This window comes from Alsobacter metallidurans (assembly GCF_014636935.1).
GTDB lineage: Bacteria > Pseudomonadota > Alphaproteobacteria > Rhizobiales > Beijerinckiaceae > Alsobacter > Alsobacter metallidurans.
This window is the reverse complement of record NZ_BMES01000002.1, coordinates 1005001-1024790: the sequence shown is the minus strand read 5'-3', so window position 1 is coordinate 1024790 and position 19790 is coordinate 1005001. Positions and strand designations below refer to the sequence as shown.

At 65.2% G+C, this 19790-nt stretch carries 15 protein-coding genes; 4 read left to right on the top strand and 11 right to left on the bottom strand.

The features are described from left to right. The first annotated feature begins 54 nt into the window (after positions 1–54). Positions 55–1398 carry an MFS transporter gene (locus tag IEV99_RS15015; protein ID WP_188518564.1) on the top strand — a complete coding sequence of 448 codons (1344 nt, stop codon included), beginning with the start codon at positions 55–57 and terminating at the stop codon, positions 1396–1398. A gap of 197 nt (positions 1399–1595) precedes the next feature. Here IEV99_RS15015 and IEV99_RS15010 read toward each other — a convergent pair whose 3' ends face one another. Both IEV99_RS15010 and IEV99_RS15005 read right to left on the bottom strand, forming a co-directional pair. Continuing rightward, positions 1596–4841 (bottom strand): efflux RND transporter permease subunit, encoded by a 3246-nt coding sequence (locus IEV99_RS15010; protein ID WP_188518563.1) that lies wholly within the window; start codon positions 4839–4841, stop codon positions 1596–1598. After that, positions 4838–5827 carry an efflux RND transporter periplasmic adaptor subunit gene (locus IEV99_RS15005; RefSeq protein WP_188518562.1) on the bottom strand — a complete coding sequence of 330 codons (990 nt, stop codon included), beginning with the start codon at positions 5825–5827 and terminating at the stop codon, positions 4838–4840. Before IEV99_RS15005 ends, IEV99_RS15010 begins: the two co-directional genes overlap by 4 nt. 113 nt (positions 5828–5940) lie before the next feature. On the opposite strand from IEV99_RS15005, the gene IEV99_RS15000 reads away from it, so the two are divergent. Continuing rightward, the gene (locus IEV99_RS15000; protein ID WP_188518561.1) at positions 5941–6282 is read left to right on the top strand and encodes an ArsR/SmtB family transcription factor; all 342 of its coding nucleotides are present in this window, start codon (positions 5941–5943) and stop codon (positions 6280–6282) included. Positions 6283–6287: 5 nt separating this feature from the next. Here the strand turns inward: IEV99_RS15000 and IEV99_RS14995 are convergent, their stop codons facing one another. The 7 genes from IEV99_RS14995 to IEV99_RS14965 all read right to left on the bottom strand — a co-directional run bounded on the left by IEV99_RS14995 (position 6288) and on the right by IEV99_RS14965 (position 14637). After that, entirely contained in the window at positions 6288–6491 is a 204-nt protein-coding gene (locus IEV99_RS14995; protein ID WP_188518560.1) for a YgaP family membrane protein, read from the bottom strand. Positions 6492–6955: 464 nt separating this feature from the next. Further along, the gene (locus IEV99_RS14990; RefSeq protein ID WP_188518559.1) at positions 6956–8047 is read right to left on the bottom strand and encodes an MBOAT family O-acyltransferase; all 1092 of its coding nucleotides are present in this window, start codon (positions 8045–8047) and stop codon (positions 6956–6958) included. Next, positions 8044–8865: a hypothetical protein gene (locus IEV99_RS14985; RefSeq protein WP_188518558.1), complete on the bottom strand. Its 822-nt coding sequence runs from the start codon at positions 8863–8865 to the stop codon at positions 8044–8046. Before IEV99_RS14985 ends, IEV99_RS14990 begins: the two co-directional genes overlap by 4 nt. Before the next feature lie 17 nt (positions 8866–8882). Next, complete coding sequence (locus IEV99_RS14980) at positions 8883–10712, bottom strand: AMP-binding protein (protein WP_188518557.1); 1830 nt, start codon at positions 10710–10712, stop codon at positions 8883–8885. Positions 10713–10715: 3 nt separating this feature from the next. Then, positions 10716–11366 carry an acetyltransferase gene (locus IEV99_RS14975; RefSeq protein ID WP_188518556.1) on the bottom strand — a complete coding sequence of 217 codons (651 nt, stop codon included), beginning with the start codon at positions 11364–11366 and terminating at the stop codon, positions 10716–10718. 344 nt (positions 11367–11710) lie between these two features. Beyond that, complete coding sequence (locus IEV99_RS14970; protein WP_188518555.1) at positions 11711–13600, bottom strand: TRAP transporter large permease; 1890 nt, start codon at positions 13598–13600, stop codon at positions 11711–11713. Then, positions 13597–14637: a TRAP transporter substrate-binding protein gene (locus IEV99_RS14965; protein ID WP_188518554.1), complete on the bottom strand. Its 1041-nt coding sequence runs from the start codon at positions 14635–14637 to the stop codon at positions 13597–13599. The genes IEV99_RS14970 and IEV99_RS14965 overlap by 4 nt, the downstream gene beginning before the upstream one ends. A 506-nt stretch (positions 14638–15143) precedes the next feature. Between IEV99_RS14965 and IEV99_RS14960 the strand changes: the two genes are divergently transcribed. Together IEV99_RS14960 and IEV99_RS14955 are read left to right on the top strand one after the other, a co-directional pair. Beyond that, positions 15144–16508, top strand: coding sequence for an NAD(P)H-dependent oxidoreductase (locus IEV99_RS14960; RefSeq protein ID WP_188518553.1), 1365 nt, complete (start codon positions 15144–15146; stop codon positions 16506–16508). Between the two features lie 7 nt (positions 16509–16515). After that, complete coding sequence (locus tag IEV99_RS14955; protein WP_188518552.1) at positions 16516–16830, top strand: putative quinol monooxygenase; 315 nt, start codon at positions 16516–16518, stop codon at positions 16828–16830. A gap of 89 nt (positions 16831–16919) precedes the next feature. Here IEV99_RS14955 and IEV99_RS14950 read toward each other — a convergent pair whose 3' ends face one another. Then, positions 16920–17834 carry a LysR substrate-binding domain-containing protein gene (locus IEV99_RS14950; protein WP_188518551.1) on the bottom strand — a complete coding sequence of 305 codons (915 nt, stop codon included), beginning with the start codon at positions 17832–17834 and terminating at the stop codon, positions 16920–16922. Between the two features lie 262 nt (positions 17835–18096). Beyond that, positions 18097–19656, bottom strand: coding sequence for an acyl CoA:acetate/3-ketoacid CoA transferase (locus IEV99_RS14945; protein WP_188518550.1), 1560 nt, complete (start codon positions 19654–19656; stop codon positions 18097–18099). Positions 19657–19790 lie beyond the last annotated feature (134 nt).

Sequence of the window (19790 nt, the reverse complement as noted above, 5' to 3'; positions counted from 1 at the left end):
CGAAAAACGACGCACCAGGCGGCGCAGTCCGCCGGGGCAGGGGAGGGAACTACAATGACCATTGCGCCGCGTCCGCCACTGGCGTCTGTGCAGTCGGGCCCAAGGCTCGACCGCCTGCCGATTTCGAGCTTTCACAAGCGCATCTTCTGGCTCATCGGAGCCGGCATGTTCTTTGACGGCTATGATCTGTATGTCGGCACCAGCGTGCTCGGCTCCACCGTGTCGAGCGGCTTCTCGACGCTGGCCCAGAACGCCCAGTTCGTCTCGATGACCTTTCTCGGGATGACGATCGGCGCCTTCATCGCCGGATTCCTGGGCGACAGCTACGGCCGCCGGTTCACGTACCAGACCAACCTGCTGATCTTCGGCATCGCATCTTTCGCGGCCGCGCTGGCCCCCAGCATGGATTGGCTCATCGCGGCCCGCTTCCTGATGGGGCTCGGCCTCGGGGCCGAGATCGTGGTCGGCTATTCCACGTTGTCGGAATTCGTGCCCCCCTCCCGGCGCGGGCGCTGGCTGTCGCTGATGGCCATGGTGGTGGTGTCGGGCCTTCCGGTCACCACGCTGCTCGGCGCCGTCATCATTCCGCTCGTCGGATGGCGGCCCATGTTCGCGCTCGCGGGCGTCGGCGCGCTGGTGGTCTGGCAGATGCGCAAGTCCATGCCGGAATCGCCGCGCTGGCTTGAATCGCGCGGCCGCGCCGAGGAGGCCGAGGCGCTGGTCACCGCGATCGAACGTGAATCGGGCGTCAACGAGCGTCCCGTCCTGCCCGCCGCGCCCGCGGTGGCGCCGGTGGCGGCCGGCGACCTGTTCGGCCCCAAGCTGCTGCCCCGCATGGTCGTCGGCTCGGCGGTGCTGATCGTCATCAACACGCTGATCTTCGGATTCGTGACCTGGCTGCCGACCTTCTTCGTGCAGCAGGGCCTGACGCTGGTGCGCTCGTTCAACTACACGGTCGCGATCTCGTTCGCGGCGCCCATCGGCTGCGCGCTCGGGGCTGTGCTGGCCGACCGATTGGGCCGAAAGCCCACCATCATCGGGGCCTCGCTGGTGACGATCCTGTTCGGCGCGCTCTACCCCTACGCGGTCGACCCGATGTTCCTGATCCCGACCGGCTTCGTGCTGCTGCTGGCCATCTACGTGCTGGTGGCGCTGCTCTACGGCGTCTACACGCCCGAGCTGTTCCCTACCGAGGTGCGGCTGCGGGCCAACGGCATCTGCAACATGCTGGGCCGGGGCGCGACCGTGGTGTCGCCGTTCATCGTGGTGGCTCTGTTCAAGGGCTATGGCGTCAGCGGCGTCACATTCTTCATGATCGCACTCCTGGCGATCCAGATCGTCGTGGTGGCGCTCTGGGGCATCGAGCCGGCGCGTCGCGGCCTTGAGGAAGTGGCGTGAGGGCCGTGCGCAACGCGCCCGTCGGATTTCGAAACCGATCGATCTCCGGCGGGCGAAAGACGTCCTGCTGCTGACCACTCGGTCCTCTCAGCTGTTTGACTTGGACAAACAAGGTAAAGCAGCAGCCCTGCAACTCGCGATCTTCCGTTGATGGCGGAAGATCTAGCGCATGCGATCAAGGGTGGTGGGACGGCGCCCTATGCGTCGCCCCGCAACACCAAGTAGATCGCCGGGATCACCAACACGGTGAGCAGCGTCGACGACGCCAAGCCGAACAGCAGCGAGATGGCGAGGCCCTGAAAAATGGGGTCGGTCAGAATCACGGCTGCGCCAATCATGGCCGCGAGGGCCGTCAGCAGAATGGGCTTGAAGCGGATGGCCCCGGCCTCCAGCACGATGTCGTGGAGGCTGCGGCCCGTGCGATCAGCATGGCGGATAAAGTCCACCAGCAGGATCGAGTTGCGGACGATAATGCCGGCCAGCGCAATGAAGCCGATCATCGAGGTGGCTGTGAAGGCGGCGTTGAAGAGCCAGTGGCCCAGCATGATGCCGATGAAGGTGAGCGGGATTGGCGTGAGGATGACCAGCGGCAGCTTGAACGAGCCGAACTGGGCCACCACCAGGATGTAAATCCCCAGCAGCGCCACCATGAAGGCGCCGCCCATGTCGCGGAACGTCACCCAGGTGACCTCCCACTCGCCGTCCCACAGCAGCGTCGGCTTGCTCTCGTCTAAGGGCTGGCCGTGGAGGGCGATCTCAGGCCGGGGCAGGGCGCCCCAATCCATTTTTGCTAGCGCGTCGTTGACGGCCAGCATGCCGTAGATCGGCGCCTCGAAGGCGCCGGCCAGCTCGGCCGTCACCATCTCGGCGGCGCGGCCGTTGTGGCGGAAGATCGGGAACGAGGCGGCTTCCCGCCGCAGGCTCACGACATCGCCAAGTTCCACGACGGTGCGATTGCCGGGCAGCAGGTTGGCCGGGACGGGGGTCGACAACGCGCGCTCGTCCAGCACGCGATGCTCCTTGGAGAGCTCCAGCCGGATCGGGATGGGCGGGCGTCCGCCGCCGCGGTGCGAATAGCCCACGGTGGCGCCGCCGTGCAAGGCGCGCAGCGTGTCGTAAACGTCGCGCTGCTCGACGCCATGGAATTCAAGATTGTCCTGGTCAATGGCGACGCGGATGCGCGGAGCCGGATGGCCGTAGCTGTCGTCCACGTCCACGATGAAGGGCACGCTCGCGAAGGCTGCGCGCACCCTGGCCGCGACGGCGCGGCGGGTTTCGGGGTCGGGACCATAGATCTCGGCCAGCAGCGTCGCCAGGACGGGCGGGCCGGGCGGCGGCTCCACAACCTTGACGGAGGTCTCCGCTGGAACCGGAAGGTCGATGAGGCGGCGACGCAGCTCCAGCGCGATGGCGTGGCTTGTGCGCCCGCGCGCCTCCTTGGGCGTGAGGTTGACCTGAACGTCTCCAAGCTCCGGCGAAACCCGCAGGGCGTAGTGGCGCACGAGGCCGTTGAAGTTGAACGGCGCAGCCGTGCCCGCATAAGTCTGGAACGCGGTGATCTCCGGCACGTCCGAGAGGCGCTGGGCGATTGCCTGCAGGGTCCGGTGGGTGTCCTCGACCGAGGAGCCCTCCGGCAGGTCGACGATCACCTGCAGTTCCGACTTGTTGTCAAAGGGCAGCAGCTTGACGGTGACGTGCTTCGTGGCGAACAGCGCCAGCGAGCCGATCGTGGCGAAGCCCACCAGGGCTAGGAACACCCACGCGCGGGCCTTCGAGGCGAGCAGGGGCTTGGCGACACGCAGATAGGCGCGCCCCAGCGCGCCGATCCCGGCATGCCCATTGCGGACCTCCGGCACATGCGGCGCGCCGCTTGCGAAGGCCCTGCTGGCGATCTTGAGCATCAGCCAAGGCGTGAGAATGACGGCGACAAAGAACGAGAACACCATCGCGGCCGAGGCGTTCGCCGGGATCGGGCTCATATAGGGGCCGATCATGCCCGAGACGAAGAGCATGGGCAGCAGCGCCGCCACGACCGTGAGGGTCGCCACGATGGTGGGATTGCCGACCTCCGCCACCGCGTCCACAGCGGCCTGCGTCGGCTTGCGTCCGTCCCGCATGGCCCAGTGCCGTGAGATGTTCTCGATCACCACGATAGCGTCGTCGACCAGGATGCCGATAGAGAAGATGAGCGCGAACAGGCTGACGCGGTTGAGGGTATAGCCCATGATCCGCGCTGCGAAGAGCGTCAGCAGGATCGTGGTCGGGATCACGACGGCGACCACAATGGCTTCGCGCCACCCGATCGAAATCGCGATCAGCAGCACGATCGAGACCGTCGCGAGCCCCAGGTGGAACAGGAGCTCATTAGCTTTCTCGTTGGCGGTTTCGCCGTAGTTGCGGGTGACCGTCGCGTCGAGATCGGCAGGGATGAGGCCGCCCTTCAGGCGCGCGACGCTCTCGACGATCCGCTCGGAAATCACCACCGCGTTGGCGCCCGCGCGCTTGGCGACCGCGATCGACACGGCCGGCGTCTGCACGAAGCCGGACGTGGCCTTGTCCTCGCGGACGAGGCTCGACGTGAGGGCTTCGGCCGGTTGGGTCGCGAGCGTGATCGTCGCCACGTCGCGGACATAGACGGGCCGCTCGTCGCGCGTCGTGACCAGCAGGTTGCCGATTTCCTCGAAGCTCTGCAGTGTTTGGCCGGCGACGAGCGACAGCTGGCGGCCATCGACGCGCACCTGGCCGGCTTGGAACGACCGGTTGGCGCCCTCCAGCTTGGCGGCGAGCTGCTGCAGGGTGACGCCGGTGCGGGCCAGGGCCTCCGGGTTCGGCTCGACCCTGATTTCCTCCGGCTGCTCGCCGACGATGTAAGTGAGGCCGACGTCCTCCAGCTTGGCCAGGGATGCGCGCAATTCGCGGGCGACGCGGGTCAACCCGTTGGCGTCCCAGCGCGACGCCGCCTCGGCTTTGGGCGTCAGAGTGAGCACCACGATGGCGACGTCGTCGATGCCGCGGCCGATGATCTGCGGCTCGGGAATGCCGACGGGGATCCGGTCAATGTTGGCGCGGACCTTCTCGTGCACGCGCAGCACGGCGGTGTCGGAACTCGTGCCGACCAGGAACCGGGCCGTCACCATCACGGCGTCGTCCTTGGTCTGCGAGTAGACGTGCTCGACGCCGTTGATGCTCTTGACGATGGTCTCCAGCGGCTCGGTCACCAGCTTGGCGGCGTCCTCGGCCTTGAGGCCGTCGGCCCGTACCAGGATGTCCACCATGGGCACGGAGATCTGCGGCTCCTCCTCGCGCGGAAGCGTGACGAGAGCCACGAGCCCGAGCGCAAAAGACGCGAGCAGGACCAGCGGCGTCAGCGGCGAGCGGATAAAGAACCGCGTCAATGCGCCGGCGGCGCCGAGGCGATGCGGACTGGCGGGCGGCGGGCTCATGGCGTCAGAACCTTGTCGCCGGCGCGCAGGCCGGACAGGATCTCGACGCGGGCGTCGGCCAGAGGCCTGATGATCACCGGAACATCGAGAGCGTCGGCGCCCTCCATCACCCGGACATAGTCGATCCCTGCCCGTGAACGCACGGCCGCGACCGGGACTATGATCGCCTGCCTTTCGGCAACCGCGATCCACACCGCGACTCGCTCGCCGACGAAGTAGTCGCCCAGGCCCTCGACCTCCGCGTCCGCGATGACGCGCCCACCGTCGAGCTCGGGATAAACCTTGACGATCCGGCCCTGACGCCAGGCGAGCCCCTGATCCGGGACTCCCGGTCCACGCTCGCCGACGCTCACCACATCGCCCACCTTGATGCGCGCCGCGTGCCGCTCCGGCAGAGCGACGCGCAGGAAGTAGCCGCCCGCCGCGATGCGGGCGACCGTCTCGCCGGGCATCACGACGCCGCCCGGCGCAGCCGGAACGGTGAGCACGCGGCCATCTTTAGGGGCGAGGACCTGGCCCTCAGCGGTCTGCTGGGCGATTACGGCGCGGTCGGCCCTGGCGGCCTCGATCTGGTTGGTCAGCACGTTGGCGGCGGTGCGCAGTTGGTCGAGCCGGCTCTGGGTCTCAACCCCGCGCGCGATCAGCGCCTGGGAGCGCTCCAGATCCGAGCGGGCGTTCGCGAGTTGGGCCTCCAAAGCCTTGATGCGCGCGTCGATGGCCTGCGCCTGCAGGGCGAGCTTTTCGTCGCCCACGGTTGCGATGACCTCGCCGGCCTTCACGGCGCTGCCTTCCTCGACGGTGCGGGAGATCAGCACGCCACCAAGACGGGCCCGCGCCGAAACCGTGTCGCGGCTCTGCACTTGGCCGAATACGGCCTTCATGTCCTGCACGGTCGATCGCTGGACGATGAACTCGCCCGCCTGCGCGGCGGGCGCAAGCGTCAGCAAGGCGAGCGAAAGCGCTACGGGGGCGAGGGCCATCCGCATGGGGCGTCTCCTGTGGCGATCCAGCGGACCGCCGTGTTCGGCTAAATCAGCGCGCCGCCCAAGCGGCTCCGCCTCCGGTTGACATATATTCGAATGTCCGCAAATGTACAAGCATGAACATCGATGTCGACATCCTGTCCGCCGCGGCCGACGAAGCCAGCGAGTTCCTGAAATCCCTGGCGAGCCCGGTGCGGCTGCGCATCCTGTGCTCGATCACCGGGCAGGAGGCGTCCGTCGGCGAACTGGCCGAGCTGCTGGGCGTGCGCCAGAGCGTAGTGTCCCAACATCTCGCGCTGCTGCGCAAGGACGGCCTGGTGAAGACCCGGCGTGACGGCCAGACGATCTGGTATTCGCTGGCGGACATGCGCGTGATCAGCGTCATGGAAGTCCTGCAGGCCACGTTCTGCCCTGCGCCGGCCACTCAGCAGGCCGGCAAAGCGAAAGCCGACGCCTGAAGGGATCAGCGGAACGCTTCGCCGACGCGGCAGCCAAGCCCCTTGAACACCAGGGCGGCCGGGCAGAAGCCCGTGAACGCGGACTGGATCAGGTTCAGGCCGATAAAGGCCGTGAGCAGCAAGAACCAGGATGAGACCCAATACACGAGCCCTGCGGACAGCAGGACCATGCACCCGGCGAAAACCAGAACGGCGCGGTCAATCGTCATGTTCGATCTCCTGATGGGGAGGCCGCTCGCGCCGCCTCCTGGTGAATGTCGCTGAGCTTGCCGGTCCCGAGCATGGCGAGCGCAAGCTTGGCTTGAAAGGTTTCGGCGTTTTCGCCACGCCAGCAATTCGCGTGGCGTTTCCAAATTCAGGCCGCCCGCCTTCCACGCTTCATCCGTCACAACAAATCATATATTCGAAATAACGATTTTATCAAGTTGCCGCGGTGTTCGCCTTTTTGGTGAGGAGCCTTCAGCGACTGTCTCTCCATCGCTTATGCGGATCGTGGCGGCAAAAAGAACGTAGCGGGACCACAGCTAACGCCCTACGTCGACGTAGTAGGAGCGGTCGGTCGGCAGGCCGATCGTGATCAAGCACGCCACCGCCACCAGGGTGTAGATGATGAACAAGGTCACGCCTACGAAACGTCGCGGGAGGTGGCGCTGAAGCAACAGGGTCAGCGGCGTCATAGCGGCGCGATCCCAAAAACATGAGCGAGAGTCGGTCGGGCCAGCGACAGCCACCCGAGAACCGCGATGGGACCGAGAATACGGGACCACAGCGTCGCTGTCGGCAAATCAGGATGCCGGTTCGCCGACCATGTGCGCCAGCCACGGGTGATGACGATACCGGTGACCTGCCACAACGCCCAGAACAGATAGTAGGTTGAGATCTCGTGCCAGAGCGCGATCGCCAGCATGGCCGCCGCCAAGCCTGCAAGCGGCGACCGTGTGAGCGCTGTTACCGGGTTGAAAACATAATCGCGGCACCAGAAGGAGAGGGTCATGTGCCATCGCGTCCAGAAGGCGATGAGATTGGTCGCGGTCCAAGGGCTATTGAAGTTTTCTTCGAGCCTGAGCCCCATCATCAGAGACAGGCCAAGTGCGACCGAGCTGAGCCCCGCGAAATTGAGATAGAGTTGGATCCAATCGATGACCGATACGGACCAATCCTGCAAGAACGGAGGCCATTCCCTTGTGGCCCCGGCCACGGCGCGCTCCACATGGGAGATCAACCAGACTCCCAGAACGGTGGCCTGCGCCAGCCCAAAAAGAGCACGCTCGGCCCCTGTGTAAAAGGCCGAAGGATCCCACCGTCTCCGCTCGCTTTGGCGTTCGAAGTGCTGAATGCGGTTGATCGGTCCGGTCGCCAATACGGGCAGAAAGAAGTTGTATCGAACGAGCCGCGCGACGCCTGGCGCCGCCAGTCGGCCCATCCACCAATCGAAAAGGACATGGAGAATGCGCAGGGTAAAATAGGCCCCGCCAATCCATAGGACGTCCACGCGCGAGCGCGACAAGACGAGCGCCGCCAGCAGCCCCGCGGCCCCCAGCGACGCGAACAGGCCACGTCGCGAAAAGGCGTCGCCGAGCTTCATCGCCAAGGCTGCGCTGGCGATCGCGGCCGTCATCCACAGCGCTGAGAACGGCGACAAGAGCGCCAAGGTGAGCGCCGTCACGGCGACAACGGCGTCCAGCCCCCATCGCCTTGGCAGAAGCCAGGCGAGGGGCGTCGCAAGCAGGGATGCGAGGATCAGCAGGGCGACGTTCGTGTTCACCCGCGGCGCGCCCACCAGTTCGCCAGTTCTCCCATGAACTTGCGTCGCCCTTGCCAGTTCATGTGGCCTTGATCGATGAAATAGGTGTCGGGCCAAGCGAAGGCTGGAGCAAACAGGGGCAGCCCGAGCCGGTCGGCGGTTGCCTGAATGTGCGCGCGGAGGGTCTCGGCTGCGATCGGACCCATGAATTCTGCCGCTGTTTGCGAACGCGGCGGACAAATCAGCACGATGGTTGCGCCTTGACGCTTGGCTTGCGCGATCATCGTCTGCAGCGTTCCCTCCTCGCGAGGTCTATGCAAGGAGAGCGGATACAAGGCCGCCAGTTTGGCGCTGCTGATCCGGTTCGGCTGATTGAGGCTGGGCGCTTCCGTGAGGGCGAGCGGTGTTTGCGTCGCTCCCAACAGGTTTTTCAGTCCGCTGCGCACCCACTCGCCAAGCCGTCTCTGCCAAGCGCCCAGTCGCTCGCTGAGCGACCTGCTGGCGTGACGTTCGGGCGTTTGGTCACGGAAGTCGAAAACGAGCGGGTTCACTTCAAGAAGGATCGTCTTGGCGCGGCTGCTCAGAGCTTTGCCGAGCAACTCCATCTGCTCCGTTTCGGTGATCTGATCCAGAGCAAGCCGAACATGCTCCGCGCCATCGCCCAACAACGACTGTTGCGCTGAGCCGCGCGGCGGGATGCTGTAGCGGAGAAGCGACGAGCCGATGGCCACCACGGCCGCGCTTCCGGTCTCGGGAGGACGAGCAGCGGCCGCACGTCCCAGCGCCGCGCAGCTCATGAGGATGGCGACGGACAACAGCCCCGCGAACGCCCAGATCACGCCTAGCTGTCTTGTGGTCACCGCTTCGACTCTGAAACGAGTTGCACAAGATCTGCCAGGCTGCGGAGGCCAGCGACGCGCGCAGCTGGAATCCTGATCTTGAACCGCTCTTCCGCAGCAAAGACGAGCGACAATTGCGAAAAACTATCCCACGCGGCGACCGACGCCGGAGTTGAAGTCGTGCTCAACGATGTCGGTTCGACGCGAAACACTTCCGCGGCGAGGCCGAGAACCTGCGTGGCGAGGGCGGCAGCCCCGGTGGTCCGGCCGTCTCCGTCTGACTGCTTTCCTTCTTGCGCGAGCGATGCCGCAATCGCCTCGCGCAGCAGCCCCAGGTTCGGCTTGCCAGCGTCGCCACGCGGGATCGCGGGCAACGCGAGGATCCGTTTGGGGACCTTCAGCGGCTCCAGATTGGCGCGCGCGTGAGACGTGAGCGTCGCCTCGTTGATCGATCCTTCAATCACAACGGCCGTCACCGGAACTTCTCCAAAGGTTTCGTCCGGCAGGGCCACCGTCGCCGACTCGATGACGTTCTCGTGCGCGAGCATCGCCTCGTCGATTTCGTCCGGCCGGATCAAGAAACCACCAGACATGATCACGGTTTTAATTCGCCCGACGATGTCGAAGGATTGTTCCGGGCCTTGGACCGCCAAGTCGCCGGTGCGCATCCAGCCGTCCGGCGTGAACGTCGCGGCGGTGCGAGCAGCATCCCGCCAGTAGCCGGGAAAAACATTGTCGCCGCGAAGCTGCAACTCTCCCGAGCCATCAGCGGCCGCGCCGCCCGGCAACGGCGCTATGCGGGCGTCGCAGTCGACCGGGCGGCCGATTGTTCCAAATGCGCCCATTTCCGCCTGTGGTCCGGCGTAAAGCGCGCTCGCCACAGTTTCGGTGAGACCATACTGGTTGAAAACGGGCCTGCCGAACCGCGTTTCGAGACGGAGCCAGAGGGCGGGATCGAGCCGGGCCGCAACGGAAAGCAGTCCCTTGCATTCGGGGGCGTCAAAGTAGTCGTTGTGCTGCGCGTAGCGGTCGATCAAGGACCAGACAGCCGGAACTGTGATGACGTGACTGGCGCGTTCCTGCCGTACCCGGTTGAGCCAGTTCTCCAACCCCGGAACCGTGAACCCGCCCGACCGGATCAGCGCGCAGCCATTCGCCAGCGCGAGCATCGGTCCCTGCACCAAGCCATCGCCGTGGGCGAGGACCATGTCGTTGAAGATCCTCGAGCTGGGATCATAGGCAAAGAGACGTGACAGCGTTGCCAGATTGGCCAGGAGATTGCGTCGGCTCAGCATGACTCCGCTGGGCGACTGCGTCGTGCCGGACGTGAAAAGGATATAGGCGATCTCGTCCAACGCTTCGGGCAGGCGCGGCTCTCGTCCCTGGAGCGGCAGATCGAGGCCAAGTCGTCGCGCCGCATCCTCGACTTTGCCTGACCCGAATAGGCGCCAGCTCTTCTGCGGCGCCTCAGCCGGCGACCCGGCGAATGTAACCGGGTGAGCCTCGGTCCAAGACTGTTGTTGGCGGACTAGGTCGCAGATCACGAGCTTCGGCTCGACCGAGTGACCAACCGCCTGGGCTCGGAGCTCCGCGGTGTCGTGCGTCAGCATAACCGGAACGACACCGTCCAAGAGCGCCGCCGTGAAAGCCACGACGGCAAGCTCCTCGTTGGAGGTCAGGATCATGACACGATCGCCCGACGATACCCCGTGCGCGTCGAAGATTTTCAGCAACCGGCCGAGGAGATGCGAAAAATCGCCGAACGACAGCTTGCGCGTCAGGCCGCAAAGGAAATCGGACGATGGATTCGCATTGGCGCGTTCCCAGAGCGCTGCAAGACTCAACAACGGTTATTCTCCGCCTTCGACGTGGAGCGATGAGCGCGTCGGATCAAACAGCTTTTCGATCGCTGGTTGACCGGCTACGTAAGCCCCATCGGGCACATTGCGGCGAACGACGGAGCCAGCGGCCACGAGGGCGCCTTCGCCGATCCGGACGTCCGGCAAGATCACGGACCCGGCGCCAATCATGGCTCCCGCGCCCACATGGACATTTCCGGCGAGCGTGGCGCCGGGGCCGATGCTCACGAAGTCGCCCAGGACGGTGTGATGTCCCAGCGATGTAGCCCGATTGACGAGCACCCCCTCGCCGATAATCGAAAGGGCGCCGATCACACAGCCGGCATTGATGAACGTTCCCGCGCCGACCCGTACGGTTCGGGCGGTAATCACAGTCGGATCCACCAGTGCGGGGGCGAGCGTCAGGCCGAGATCGGCGGCCTGCTTCACCAGGGCGGCTCGGCGTGTCGGCGCGAAAGCGCAGGCCAGGAAAACGTCGCTTGTGTGCTCGGACAGAAGGACGTCCAATTCGACGACGACGGAGCGATCGACCAGCCTCGGTATTCCGTTCAGGCTGACTGCGGCTGTGATGATCAAGCCGAGCCGATGGCAAGTTTCTTCATACTCACAGGCCAGCGGCGATCGAACTCCGAACAAGATCACCGCTGCGTCTCCACCCTTGCGCGCAGAGGAGTTGACATCTCTGCTTTCGCAAGCCTAGTGCGCTTAACCAAAATCGCGCTACGCCTCCAAATGTACTAGGGATCATCATTTCTCCTGACGCGGTCTCGAGGCGCCTTTCGTGAGTTCGGGAGGATGCGCCAACACGCCTCACGGTGGCGAAAACACCGGATCCGTGTTGTCTCAATCCAAATCGCTCACTGTGCTCTCGCCGTGGCTCGGAAAACCGCTTCTCCGTGTTTGAACGACTAGCAGTACTGCGGCATGACTCCGGGAGGTAAAAATGACCTGGGTCCGACAGCGCGAAAAAAGCGCCCCGCGGTCGGCTACTTCCCCGGCAAGAATCCGATCGAGAACCACGGCACGAAGGTGAGGAACAGCAGCCCTACAAACAAGGAGCCCAGGTAGATCCAAATTCGCCGCATGCCGGCTTCTGGCGCGACCTGGCCGATGATGCAGGCGGCGTAGTAGCAAAGGCCAAAGGGCGGCGCGAAGAGGCCAAGGCCCATCGCAAGGATTACCACCATGCTGTAATGCACTTCATGAACCCCGAACTGCTTGGCGATGGGGAACAGCAGGGGCCCAAAGAGGACGATGGCCGGGATGCCCTCGAGCAGGCTTCCGAGCACCATGAAAGCGACGACCGAGACCAGCAGAAAGCCGGTCTGACCGCCCGGAACCGCCGCCATTGCGGCCGCCAGCGCGTGGGAGAAGCCCGACTGCGTCAGCGCCCATGACATGGCGCTGGCGGCGCCGACGATGAACAGGATGGCCCCCGAGAGTGACGCCGTGCGGGCGAGCATCGGGATCGCGGCGCGCCAGCGAAGGCCGCCACGGTAAACCAGGATGCCAAGCACGAGCGAATAGGCAATGCCAATGGTCGACACTTCGGTGGCTGTGGCGAAGCCTTCAACCACGGCGGTGCGGATCAGGAAGGGCAGGAGCAGCGCCGGGAGTGCGATCGCCAGCGACTTGACGACGATGCTCATGGGAGCGCGGGCCACCACCGTCTGGTCCTCCTCGCGCCCGGCGCGCCAGCGCGCCACGACGGCCAGCACGAGCGCCAGCACCAGCGCCGGCATAATGCCGGCCGTGAACAGGGCCGCGATGGACACGCCCGTCACCGAAGCGATCGCGATCAGCACGATGGAGGGCGGGATGGTCTCGCTCATCGCGCCCGAGGCGGCGAGCAGAGACAACAACTCTCCGTCCTTCATGCCGCGACGCCGCATTTCCGGGAAGAGCACCGGCGCGACTGCGGCCATGTCGGCCGTCTTGGAGCCCGAAATCCCCGACACCAGCAGCATGGCGCCCAGCAGCACATAGGACATGCCGGCCTTCACGTGGCCGAGCAGGGAAGCCAAAAACGCCACCATGACCCGCGCCATGCCGGTGACTTCGACGAGCTGCCCCAGCAACACGAACAACGGAATGGCGAGGAGGATGAGCCCGCTCATCCCCTCGTCCATCCTGCCGACCACGATGGTCAGCGGCGTGGAGGTGGTGGTGAGGAGATAGGCCGCCGTAGCGAGCGCGAACGAGAAGGCGATTGGTACGCCGGCCAGAACGCCGGCTCCGAGCAGGCCGACGAAAAACACCATCAGCGACCAGTTGCCGGCCGTTACCAGAAGCGGCGCGGCGAGATAAAGGCCCAGCGCGATTGCGCCCAGAAGCGCCGCAACGGCGGCGACATCAACCGGCCGATGCCGGGCCAGCTTGATGCAGCACGCCAGCAAAGCCAGCACGAAACCCACCAGCACCGCGGCGGCCCGGACGACGCCCGACCAGCCGAGAGCCGGCATCTCCACGAAGGACTGATCCTCGGTGTAGTCATAGGCCGAGTGGAGCATCAGCGCGAAGAGCATGAACATCGCGCCAACCGCGAGCGTCTCCGTCCAGGCCCGCACGCGGGGCGAGAGGCCGCTCACCAGAAAGGTGAGGCGCATGTGCTCGCCCCGCAGCAGCGCCACCACGGCCCCGAACATCGCGAGCCACAGGAACAGGATCGACGCCAGCTCATCCGACCAGATGATCGGCCGATGAAAGGTGCGGGCGCAAATGCCCACGAACAGGATCAGCACCTCCGCGGCGACGAGCAGCGCTGCCGGAACCTCGACGAGGCGCCTGAAGCCGGCGTCGAGGGTGTCCAGCCAACCTGGCGACGCGAGCGCGAGCTCGCATTCGCATTCGCCGTGTGGAGGGGCCGCGATGCTCATGCAAGCTCTCCGGTGACGGACTCAAGCACGCTCCAGGCTTCGGCGCCGAACTTGTCCTTCCAGGTCTTGTAGAACCCCGACGCGGTCAGCGCCGACCGGAACGCCGGCTTGTCGGCGGCCTCGAAGACGAGCCCCTTCGCGGAGAGCTGGGCCTTCAGGGAGCCGTTGAGCTTGGCGACGTCGTCGCGCTGCTCCAGCGACGCGCGATCAAACTCCCGGCCCACGATCTCCTGCAGGTCGGCGGGAAGGCGGGCGATGGCGCGGCGATTGCCCACCAGCCAGAAGGGGTCCCAGATGTGGTTGGTCTCGGAGACGTATTTTTGCACCTCGTAGAGCTTGCCCGAGTCGATCGCGACCAGGCCGTTTTCCTGCCCGTCGACGAGCTTCGTCTGCAGGGCGGTGTAGAGTTCGTTGAAGTTGATTGAGGTTGGGTTGGCCCCCAGCGACGAGAACAGCGACGTAAAGATCGGCGAGACCGGCACCCGGATCCGGTAGTCCTTGAGGTCCGCGGGATTCTTGATCGGCTTCGTTGCGGACGTGATCTGGCGAAAGCTGTTGTCGGACGCCTTGGAGGCGATCTGCAAGCCGGCCTTCTCGATCTGCTTCTTGACGTATTCGCCGATTGCGCCGTCGACGCCACGCCAGGCCTGATCGTAGTCCGCGAAAGCGAAGCCGACATTCGTGATCGCCGCGCCGGCCGCGACCGTGGAGATCACCGAACCCGCGATGTTGAGGAATTCGATGCCGCCCGAGCGCACCTGCGTGATGAGGTCCGTGTCTGAACCAAGCTGGCTGGCGGGAAAAAACTTCATTTCCAGCCGGCCGCCTGATGCTTGCTGGATGCGCGCGCAGGCCTGCTCCAGCCGCGCGTTGATGGGCTGTGTCAACGACTGGCCGGTCGCGACCTTGAAGCTGAACTCAGCCGCGCGGGCCCGGCCCGTGCCGATCGCGAACAAAGGAATGCTGGCGGCCGCACCGGCCAGAAGCGAGCGGCGCGATAGCGCCGTCGACCGGTCCGTTGTGTGCTTGAACGTCATGATGTCCTCCCCTGGCCCGCAGATCTCGCGATGCTGCGTCCGTCATGCCGAGCCCTGTCGGGAGCAAGCAGCCAACAGTGCGTTCGAAAGGGAGCAATGCGTCGCCGAGGCACGATGCGTGCGTCGGCCGCTCTTCCTCCCGTCGTTTCCTCGGAGCGCCCGGTTGGTCCCGGAGGCATTCCTTATGGGCCGACAGTAGGAACGGGGTCAGTGAAGATCAATTCAGATCGACAGTCTCTTTGTTTAGCAAAACTAAACGATCGAAATGTCCCCGGGTTGACGGTGGCTTCATGCCAATGGCGCGAGTGCGCTTGTTCTCAGCCCGGTTCTTTAGTGCAGCTACACGATGGAGGTGCGTTTCTAAATTGAGCTAAAGACTAAGGTTGCCTAGCCTTTCCGCATACCGACGGCCGCGCACCGCTGCGATGGTCACGTCGGCAAAGGAGGATGCGGCCGCCCTGCCGGCGGCTGGGTCACGCAGACCGCAATCACCAAGGACGGCGAACATGAACCTTTATTCTTTGCTGGCCGCACGCGCTGCGGCGGGCCGGCCCGTGCGCGTCGGCCTCATTGGCGCAGGAAAATTCGGCTCGATGGTGCTGGCTCAGGCGCAGCGAATCGCGGGTTTTCACATGGTCGCGGTTGTCGACCTCAACGTCGAAAAAGCGCGGCAATCTCTGGAGCGCGTCGGCTGGGCTGCCGAGCGCTACGCCGCCAAGGCTGTCGGCGACGCCCTGAAGAGTGGCCAGACCTGTGTTCTGGACGACGTCGACGCCATGCTGGCCTGCGACGAGATCGAGTGCATCATTGAGGCGACCGGTCATCCGCTCGCGGGGGCTCGGCACGCCCTGAAGGCGATCGACGCCGGCAAGCACGTCATCATGGTCAATGTCGAGGCGGACGTGATGGTCGGCCCGCTGCTCGCCGAAAAAGCGCGCCAAAAGGGCGTGATCTACTCCATGGCGTATGGCGACCAGCCGGCGTTGATCTGCGAGCTGGTGGACTGGGGACGGGCCTGCGGATTTGAAATCACGGCGGCCGGCAAGGGCATGAACTTCGAGCCGCGATACCGCTATTCCACCCCCGAGACCGTGTGGGGCTTCTTCGGCTGGACCGACGAAGAGGTCGCCCAAGGCGACTTCAATCCCAAGATGTACAACTCCTTCACGGACGGCACGAAGGCCGCGATCGAGATGGCGGCGGTCGCCAACGGCGCCGGTCTCGACTGTCCCGACGACGGGCTCGCATTTCCGCCTGCCGGCCTGCAGGATCTCGCCAAGGTCTTCCGGCCTGCGGCGGACGGCGGCCGCATGTCGCGCGCGGGCTTGGTCGACATCGCGGCGAGCCAAGAGCCCGACGGGCGCGAAGTGCTCAACAACATTCGCTACGGCGTATTCGTGACCTTCAAGGCTCATAACGAGTACGCTCGCGCGTGCTTCAAGCAGTACGGGCTCCTGACGGATCCGTCCGGCTGGTACGCCTCTATGTGGCGTCCCTTTCACATCATTGGGCTCGAGACGTCGATCAGCGTCCTGTCCGCCGTGCTTCGCAACGAGCCGACCGGCTGCTCCAAGGAATTCCGCGGAGACGCCGTCGCGACCGCCAAGAAGGACCTCGCGCCGGGTGAATACCTGGATGGGGAGGGTGGCTTTGCGGTCTGGGCCAACGCGATCCCGGCGGAACGCAGCCTTCGGCTCGGCGCCTTGCCGATCGGCCTCGCGCATCACGTCAAGGTGGTGCGCCCGGTGGCGCGCGACACGATCGTGACGGTCGACGACGTCGAACTCGTCGACGATATGGACGTGGTGTCGTTGCGTCGGGAGATGGAAACGCGCTTCCGGGCTCCGGCGCCAACACTGCTTGCGGTCTGAGGGCGCAATGGCGGAGTCAACGCCCTTCGTGGTGATTGCGGAGTTCCGGGTGAAGCCGGAACGCCTCGACGCATTTCTGGAAGTGGCGGCTGACGACGCCGCCCACAGCGTCGCCGACGAGCCCGGCTGTTGGAGGTTCGACGTCGTCGTGCCCGACGGAGGCGCAACCGTGATCTTCTACGAGATCTACCATGATCGCGCCGCCTTCGACGCGCATCTGCTCACGCCGCATCTGCAACGTTTCCGGGAGGCCTTTCCGCCGCTCATCGAAGCGGAGCTGCCGGTTCGCTTTGGTCTGCTGCAAAATCCCGCGTCCGGGTGACGACGGGACTTGCCTGGGGCCGTCATGTTTAGCATGGCGGCCCTGAACTGCTTGGGGCAGCGACGCGGCCGAGCCTGAGCGGCTGGGCGTCAGTTCCCGGCCCCTTGCCCGGCGTCGAACTCCTGCCGCCAGATGATCCGCTCGGCCCGGATCCACTCAAGAAAGCGCTGCACTTTCTTTTGCCGCAGGTGGTCCGTCGGACAGACGATCCATTGCGTCGTGAGTCGCACCGGATGGGACTCGCGCACCGGGCAGACGAGCCTACCCTCCGATAGCTCACGCCAGCTCATCAGCGTGCTCTCGAGCGCGATGCCCATGCCGTTCACGGCGGCGTCGATGGCCATGTGGCTGCGGTCGAACAGGAGGCGACGCCATTGGCTCGCCGGGGCTACGCCCGCGAGCTTGAACCAGTGGGGCCATTGCGCTTGCGCCTTGACCGAGTGGATCAGGTTGCAACGCGCCACCTCGTCGGCGGCGAGACTTCCCGCAGCCGCGTAGTGCGGCGCACAAACGGGAATGAAGGTTTCCTCCGTAAGGCCCTCAACAAACAATCCGGGCCACCGTCCGTCGCCGTGGCGGATTTCGATGTCGACCAGCTCGCGGTTGAAATCGGTGGGCTCGTTGGTGCCGTCCAGCCGCAGCTCGATCTCGGGATTGCCGTCCAGAAAGGATTGCAGTCGCGGCAGGATCCACTTGTTGGAGAGCGTCGGCGTAGCGCGGATCGTCAGCCGGGTGACGGTGCGAAACCCGCGGATCTCCTGAGTGGCGTCGTTGATGCGCTCGAAACCATCGTTGATCGCTGAAAAATACCGCTCGCCAGCCTCGGTGAGGACCACGCGGCGGCCTTTCTTGCTCAAAAGAGAGACGCCAAGCTGGACCTCGAGCGCGCGGATCTGCTGGCTGACGGCCGACGGCGTCACGCTCAGCTCCTCAGCCGCCCGCGTAATGCTGCCGGCGCGCGCAGTGACGTGAAAGACGCTGATGGCCTTGATGGGAAGCTGCATGGCGTCATTTCATATCAGACGTCCACTCGACGAGGACTCAGCAATTCACTTACTATTTGACAATCGCGCTTACCAGCTTCCCGAACTCCAGGCTCGAGCTTCCTCTCTTGAGTCGTTGCGGCAGTTCATCTCAGGCCCTGGGCGCCTGTTACAAACCGCCATATCATGATCCCTAACCGGAGGCCGCCGACAGACGACTTCCTTGCTTGGCGATGACGGGGAGCGCCCGCGCAGCATGGACGCCGGCGAAGCCCGAGCCGGCTTACCGAGTTTTCTGGAGGCCGGCCGCGAGGCCCATGGGTTCGGGGCGAAACAGCCGAGCGTCCATCTCGCGCAATTGCGGTGCGACGCGTGGATGGAAAGCCATGAGGGAGAGGATGTGCTTCTCGACGTCGATCCCCGGTGCTACCTCGATCAACTCGAGCTGGCCGTCCACGGCCCGGAAAACGCAACGCTCGGTGACGAACAGCGCCTCGCGGCCCTCGCTCTGGGCGAAGGGGGCGCTGTAGCAGACCTGCTCGATGCGTTCGACGAACTTGCGGTGCCGACCCTCCTGGACGATGCGCAGGGCGCCGTCGCCGGCCGCGATCTCTAGGCCGCCGGACGTGAAAGTGCCGCTGAACACCACCTTGCGGGCGTTCTGGCTGATGTTGATGAATCCGCCAACGCCGACGATTTTCGAGCCGAAGCGGCTAATGTTGACGTTGCCGGCCGGATCGACCTCCGCAAAGGACAGAAAGGCCACGTCGAGCCCGCCGCCGTCGTAGAAATCAAACTGTGAGGGCTGGTCGACGATGGCGTCGTAGTTCTGTGATGCGCCGGAATCAGGGCCGGTCAACGGCGCGCCGCCGATGAAGCCCTGCTCGTTGGTCAGTACGATCTCGTCGAGAATGGCCTCCTCGGTGCAGACCGCCGAAATGCCCGTGGAGATGCCGGCCCCCAGGTTGAGGATCGCGCCCGGGACTATCTCCATTGCGGCGCGGCGCGCCACGATCTTGCGCACATCAAAGGGCAGGCGCTTCAAGGCGTGCAGGGGCGCCTTGATCTCGCCCGCATAAGCGGGGTTGTAGTCGGTCGCGTAGGTCTGGCGCTGGTCGGGATCGACCACGAGGTAGTCGACCAAGATGCCGGGAATCTTCACGGATTTTGCGGGCAGCGTGCCGCGCTTGGCCATGCGCTTGACCTGCACGATGACGATGCCGCCATTGCGGCGCGCCGCCTGGGCGGAGGCCAGCATCTCGCCGAAGATCGCCTCCTGCTCCATGCTGACGTTGCCGTCCTCATCCGCAGTGGTGCCGCGCAGGATCGCGACCGTGATTGGAAAAGGCTTGAAGCGGAGGTACTCCTTGCCGTCGATCGTGATTAGCTCGACGAGGTCCTCGCGCGCGCTCGGGCTCTGGCGGCCGCCGCCGTGGCGCGGGTCGATGAAGGTGTGCAGGCCCGTGCGGGTGATCAGGCCCGGTCGCCCGGCCGCGAGATCGCGCATGATCTGCGACAGCACGCCCTGGGGCAGCGTGTAGGACTCGATCTTGTCCGCGGTCGCGAGCGCGATCAGTGGTGGCGAATCGATCAGCGCGCTCGTGATGGAGCGTTTTAGCATGCCCTCGTGCCGGAAGCGTGCGGCCCCGGTGGCGACCCGGTCGCCGATGCCGACGACGTGGATCAGCGTTAGGGCGCCAGGCGCGCCGCTCTCGAGATAGCGCGCTTCCAGCGCCTCCAGCACCTTCTCGGGCACGGCGTGGCCGCCACCTGACCCGCTAACCAGCACGTGCGCGCCGGTGGGGATGTGCTGGACGGCTTCTTCGGCCGAGACGAGTTGCATGTAGTGTCCTCCGCGCGCGTCGCAAGGCGCCCAGGGCGTATTGACGGGAACCAAATTCTCTTGTAACCGGTTACATAATCGAGCGCGCAAGTCAACAATGACGTGCCGTCCGGACCTGCCGCAGAGGTGATCTG

What these genes read in the sequence shown, in the direction of transcription:
- IEV99_RS15015 (WP_188518564.1), top strand. Translation starts at nt 55, where the DNA reads ATGACCATTGCGCCGCGTCCGCCACTGGCGTCTGTGCAGTCGGGCCCA.
- IEV99_RS15010 (WP_188518563.1), bottom strand. Translation starts at nt 4,841, where the DNA reads ATGAGCCCGCCGCCCGCCAGTCCGCATCGCCTCGGCGCCGCCGGCGCA.
- IEV99_RS15005 (WP_188518562.1), bottom strand. Translation starts at nt 5,827, where the DNA reads ATGCGGATGGCCCTCGCCCCCGTAGCGCTTTCGCTCGCCTTGCTGACG.
- IEV99_RS15000 (WP_188518561.1), top strand. Translation starts at nt 5,941, where the DNA reads ATGAACATCGATGTCGACATCCTGTCCGCCGCGGCCGACGAAGCCAGC.
- IEV99_RS14995 (WP_188518560.1), bottom strand. Translation starts at nt 6,491, where the DNA reads ATGACGATTGACCGCGCCGTTCTGGTTTTCGCCGGGTGCATGGTCCTG.
- IEV99_RS14970 (WP_188518555.1), bottom strand. Translation starts at nt 13,600, where the DNA reads ATGAGCATCGCGGCCCCTCCACACGGCGAATGCGAATGCGAGCTCGCG.
- IEV99_RS14965 (WP_188518554.1), bottom strand. Translation starts at nt 14,637, where the DNA reads ATGACGTTCAAGCACACAACGGACCGGTCGACGGCGCTATCGCGCCGC.
- IEV99_RS14960 (WP_188518553.1), top strand. Translation starts at nt 15,144, where the DNA reads ATGAACCTTTATTCTTTGCTGGCCGCACGCGCTGCGGCGGGCCGGCCC.
- IEV99_RS14955 (WP_188518552.1), top strand. Translation starts at nt 16,516, where the DNA reads ATGGCGGAGTCAACGCCCTTCGTGGTGATTGCGGAGTTCCGGGTGAAG.
- IEV99_RS14950 (WP_188518551.1), bottom strand. Translation starts at nt 17,834, where the DNA reads ATGCAGCTTCCCATCAAGGCCATCAGCGTCTTTCACGTCACTGCGCGC.
- IEV99_RS14945 (WP_188518550.1), bottom strand. Translation starts at nt 19,656, where the DNA reads ATGCAACTCGTCTCGGCCGAAGAAGCCGTCCAGCACATCCCCACCGGC.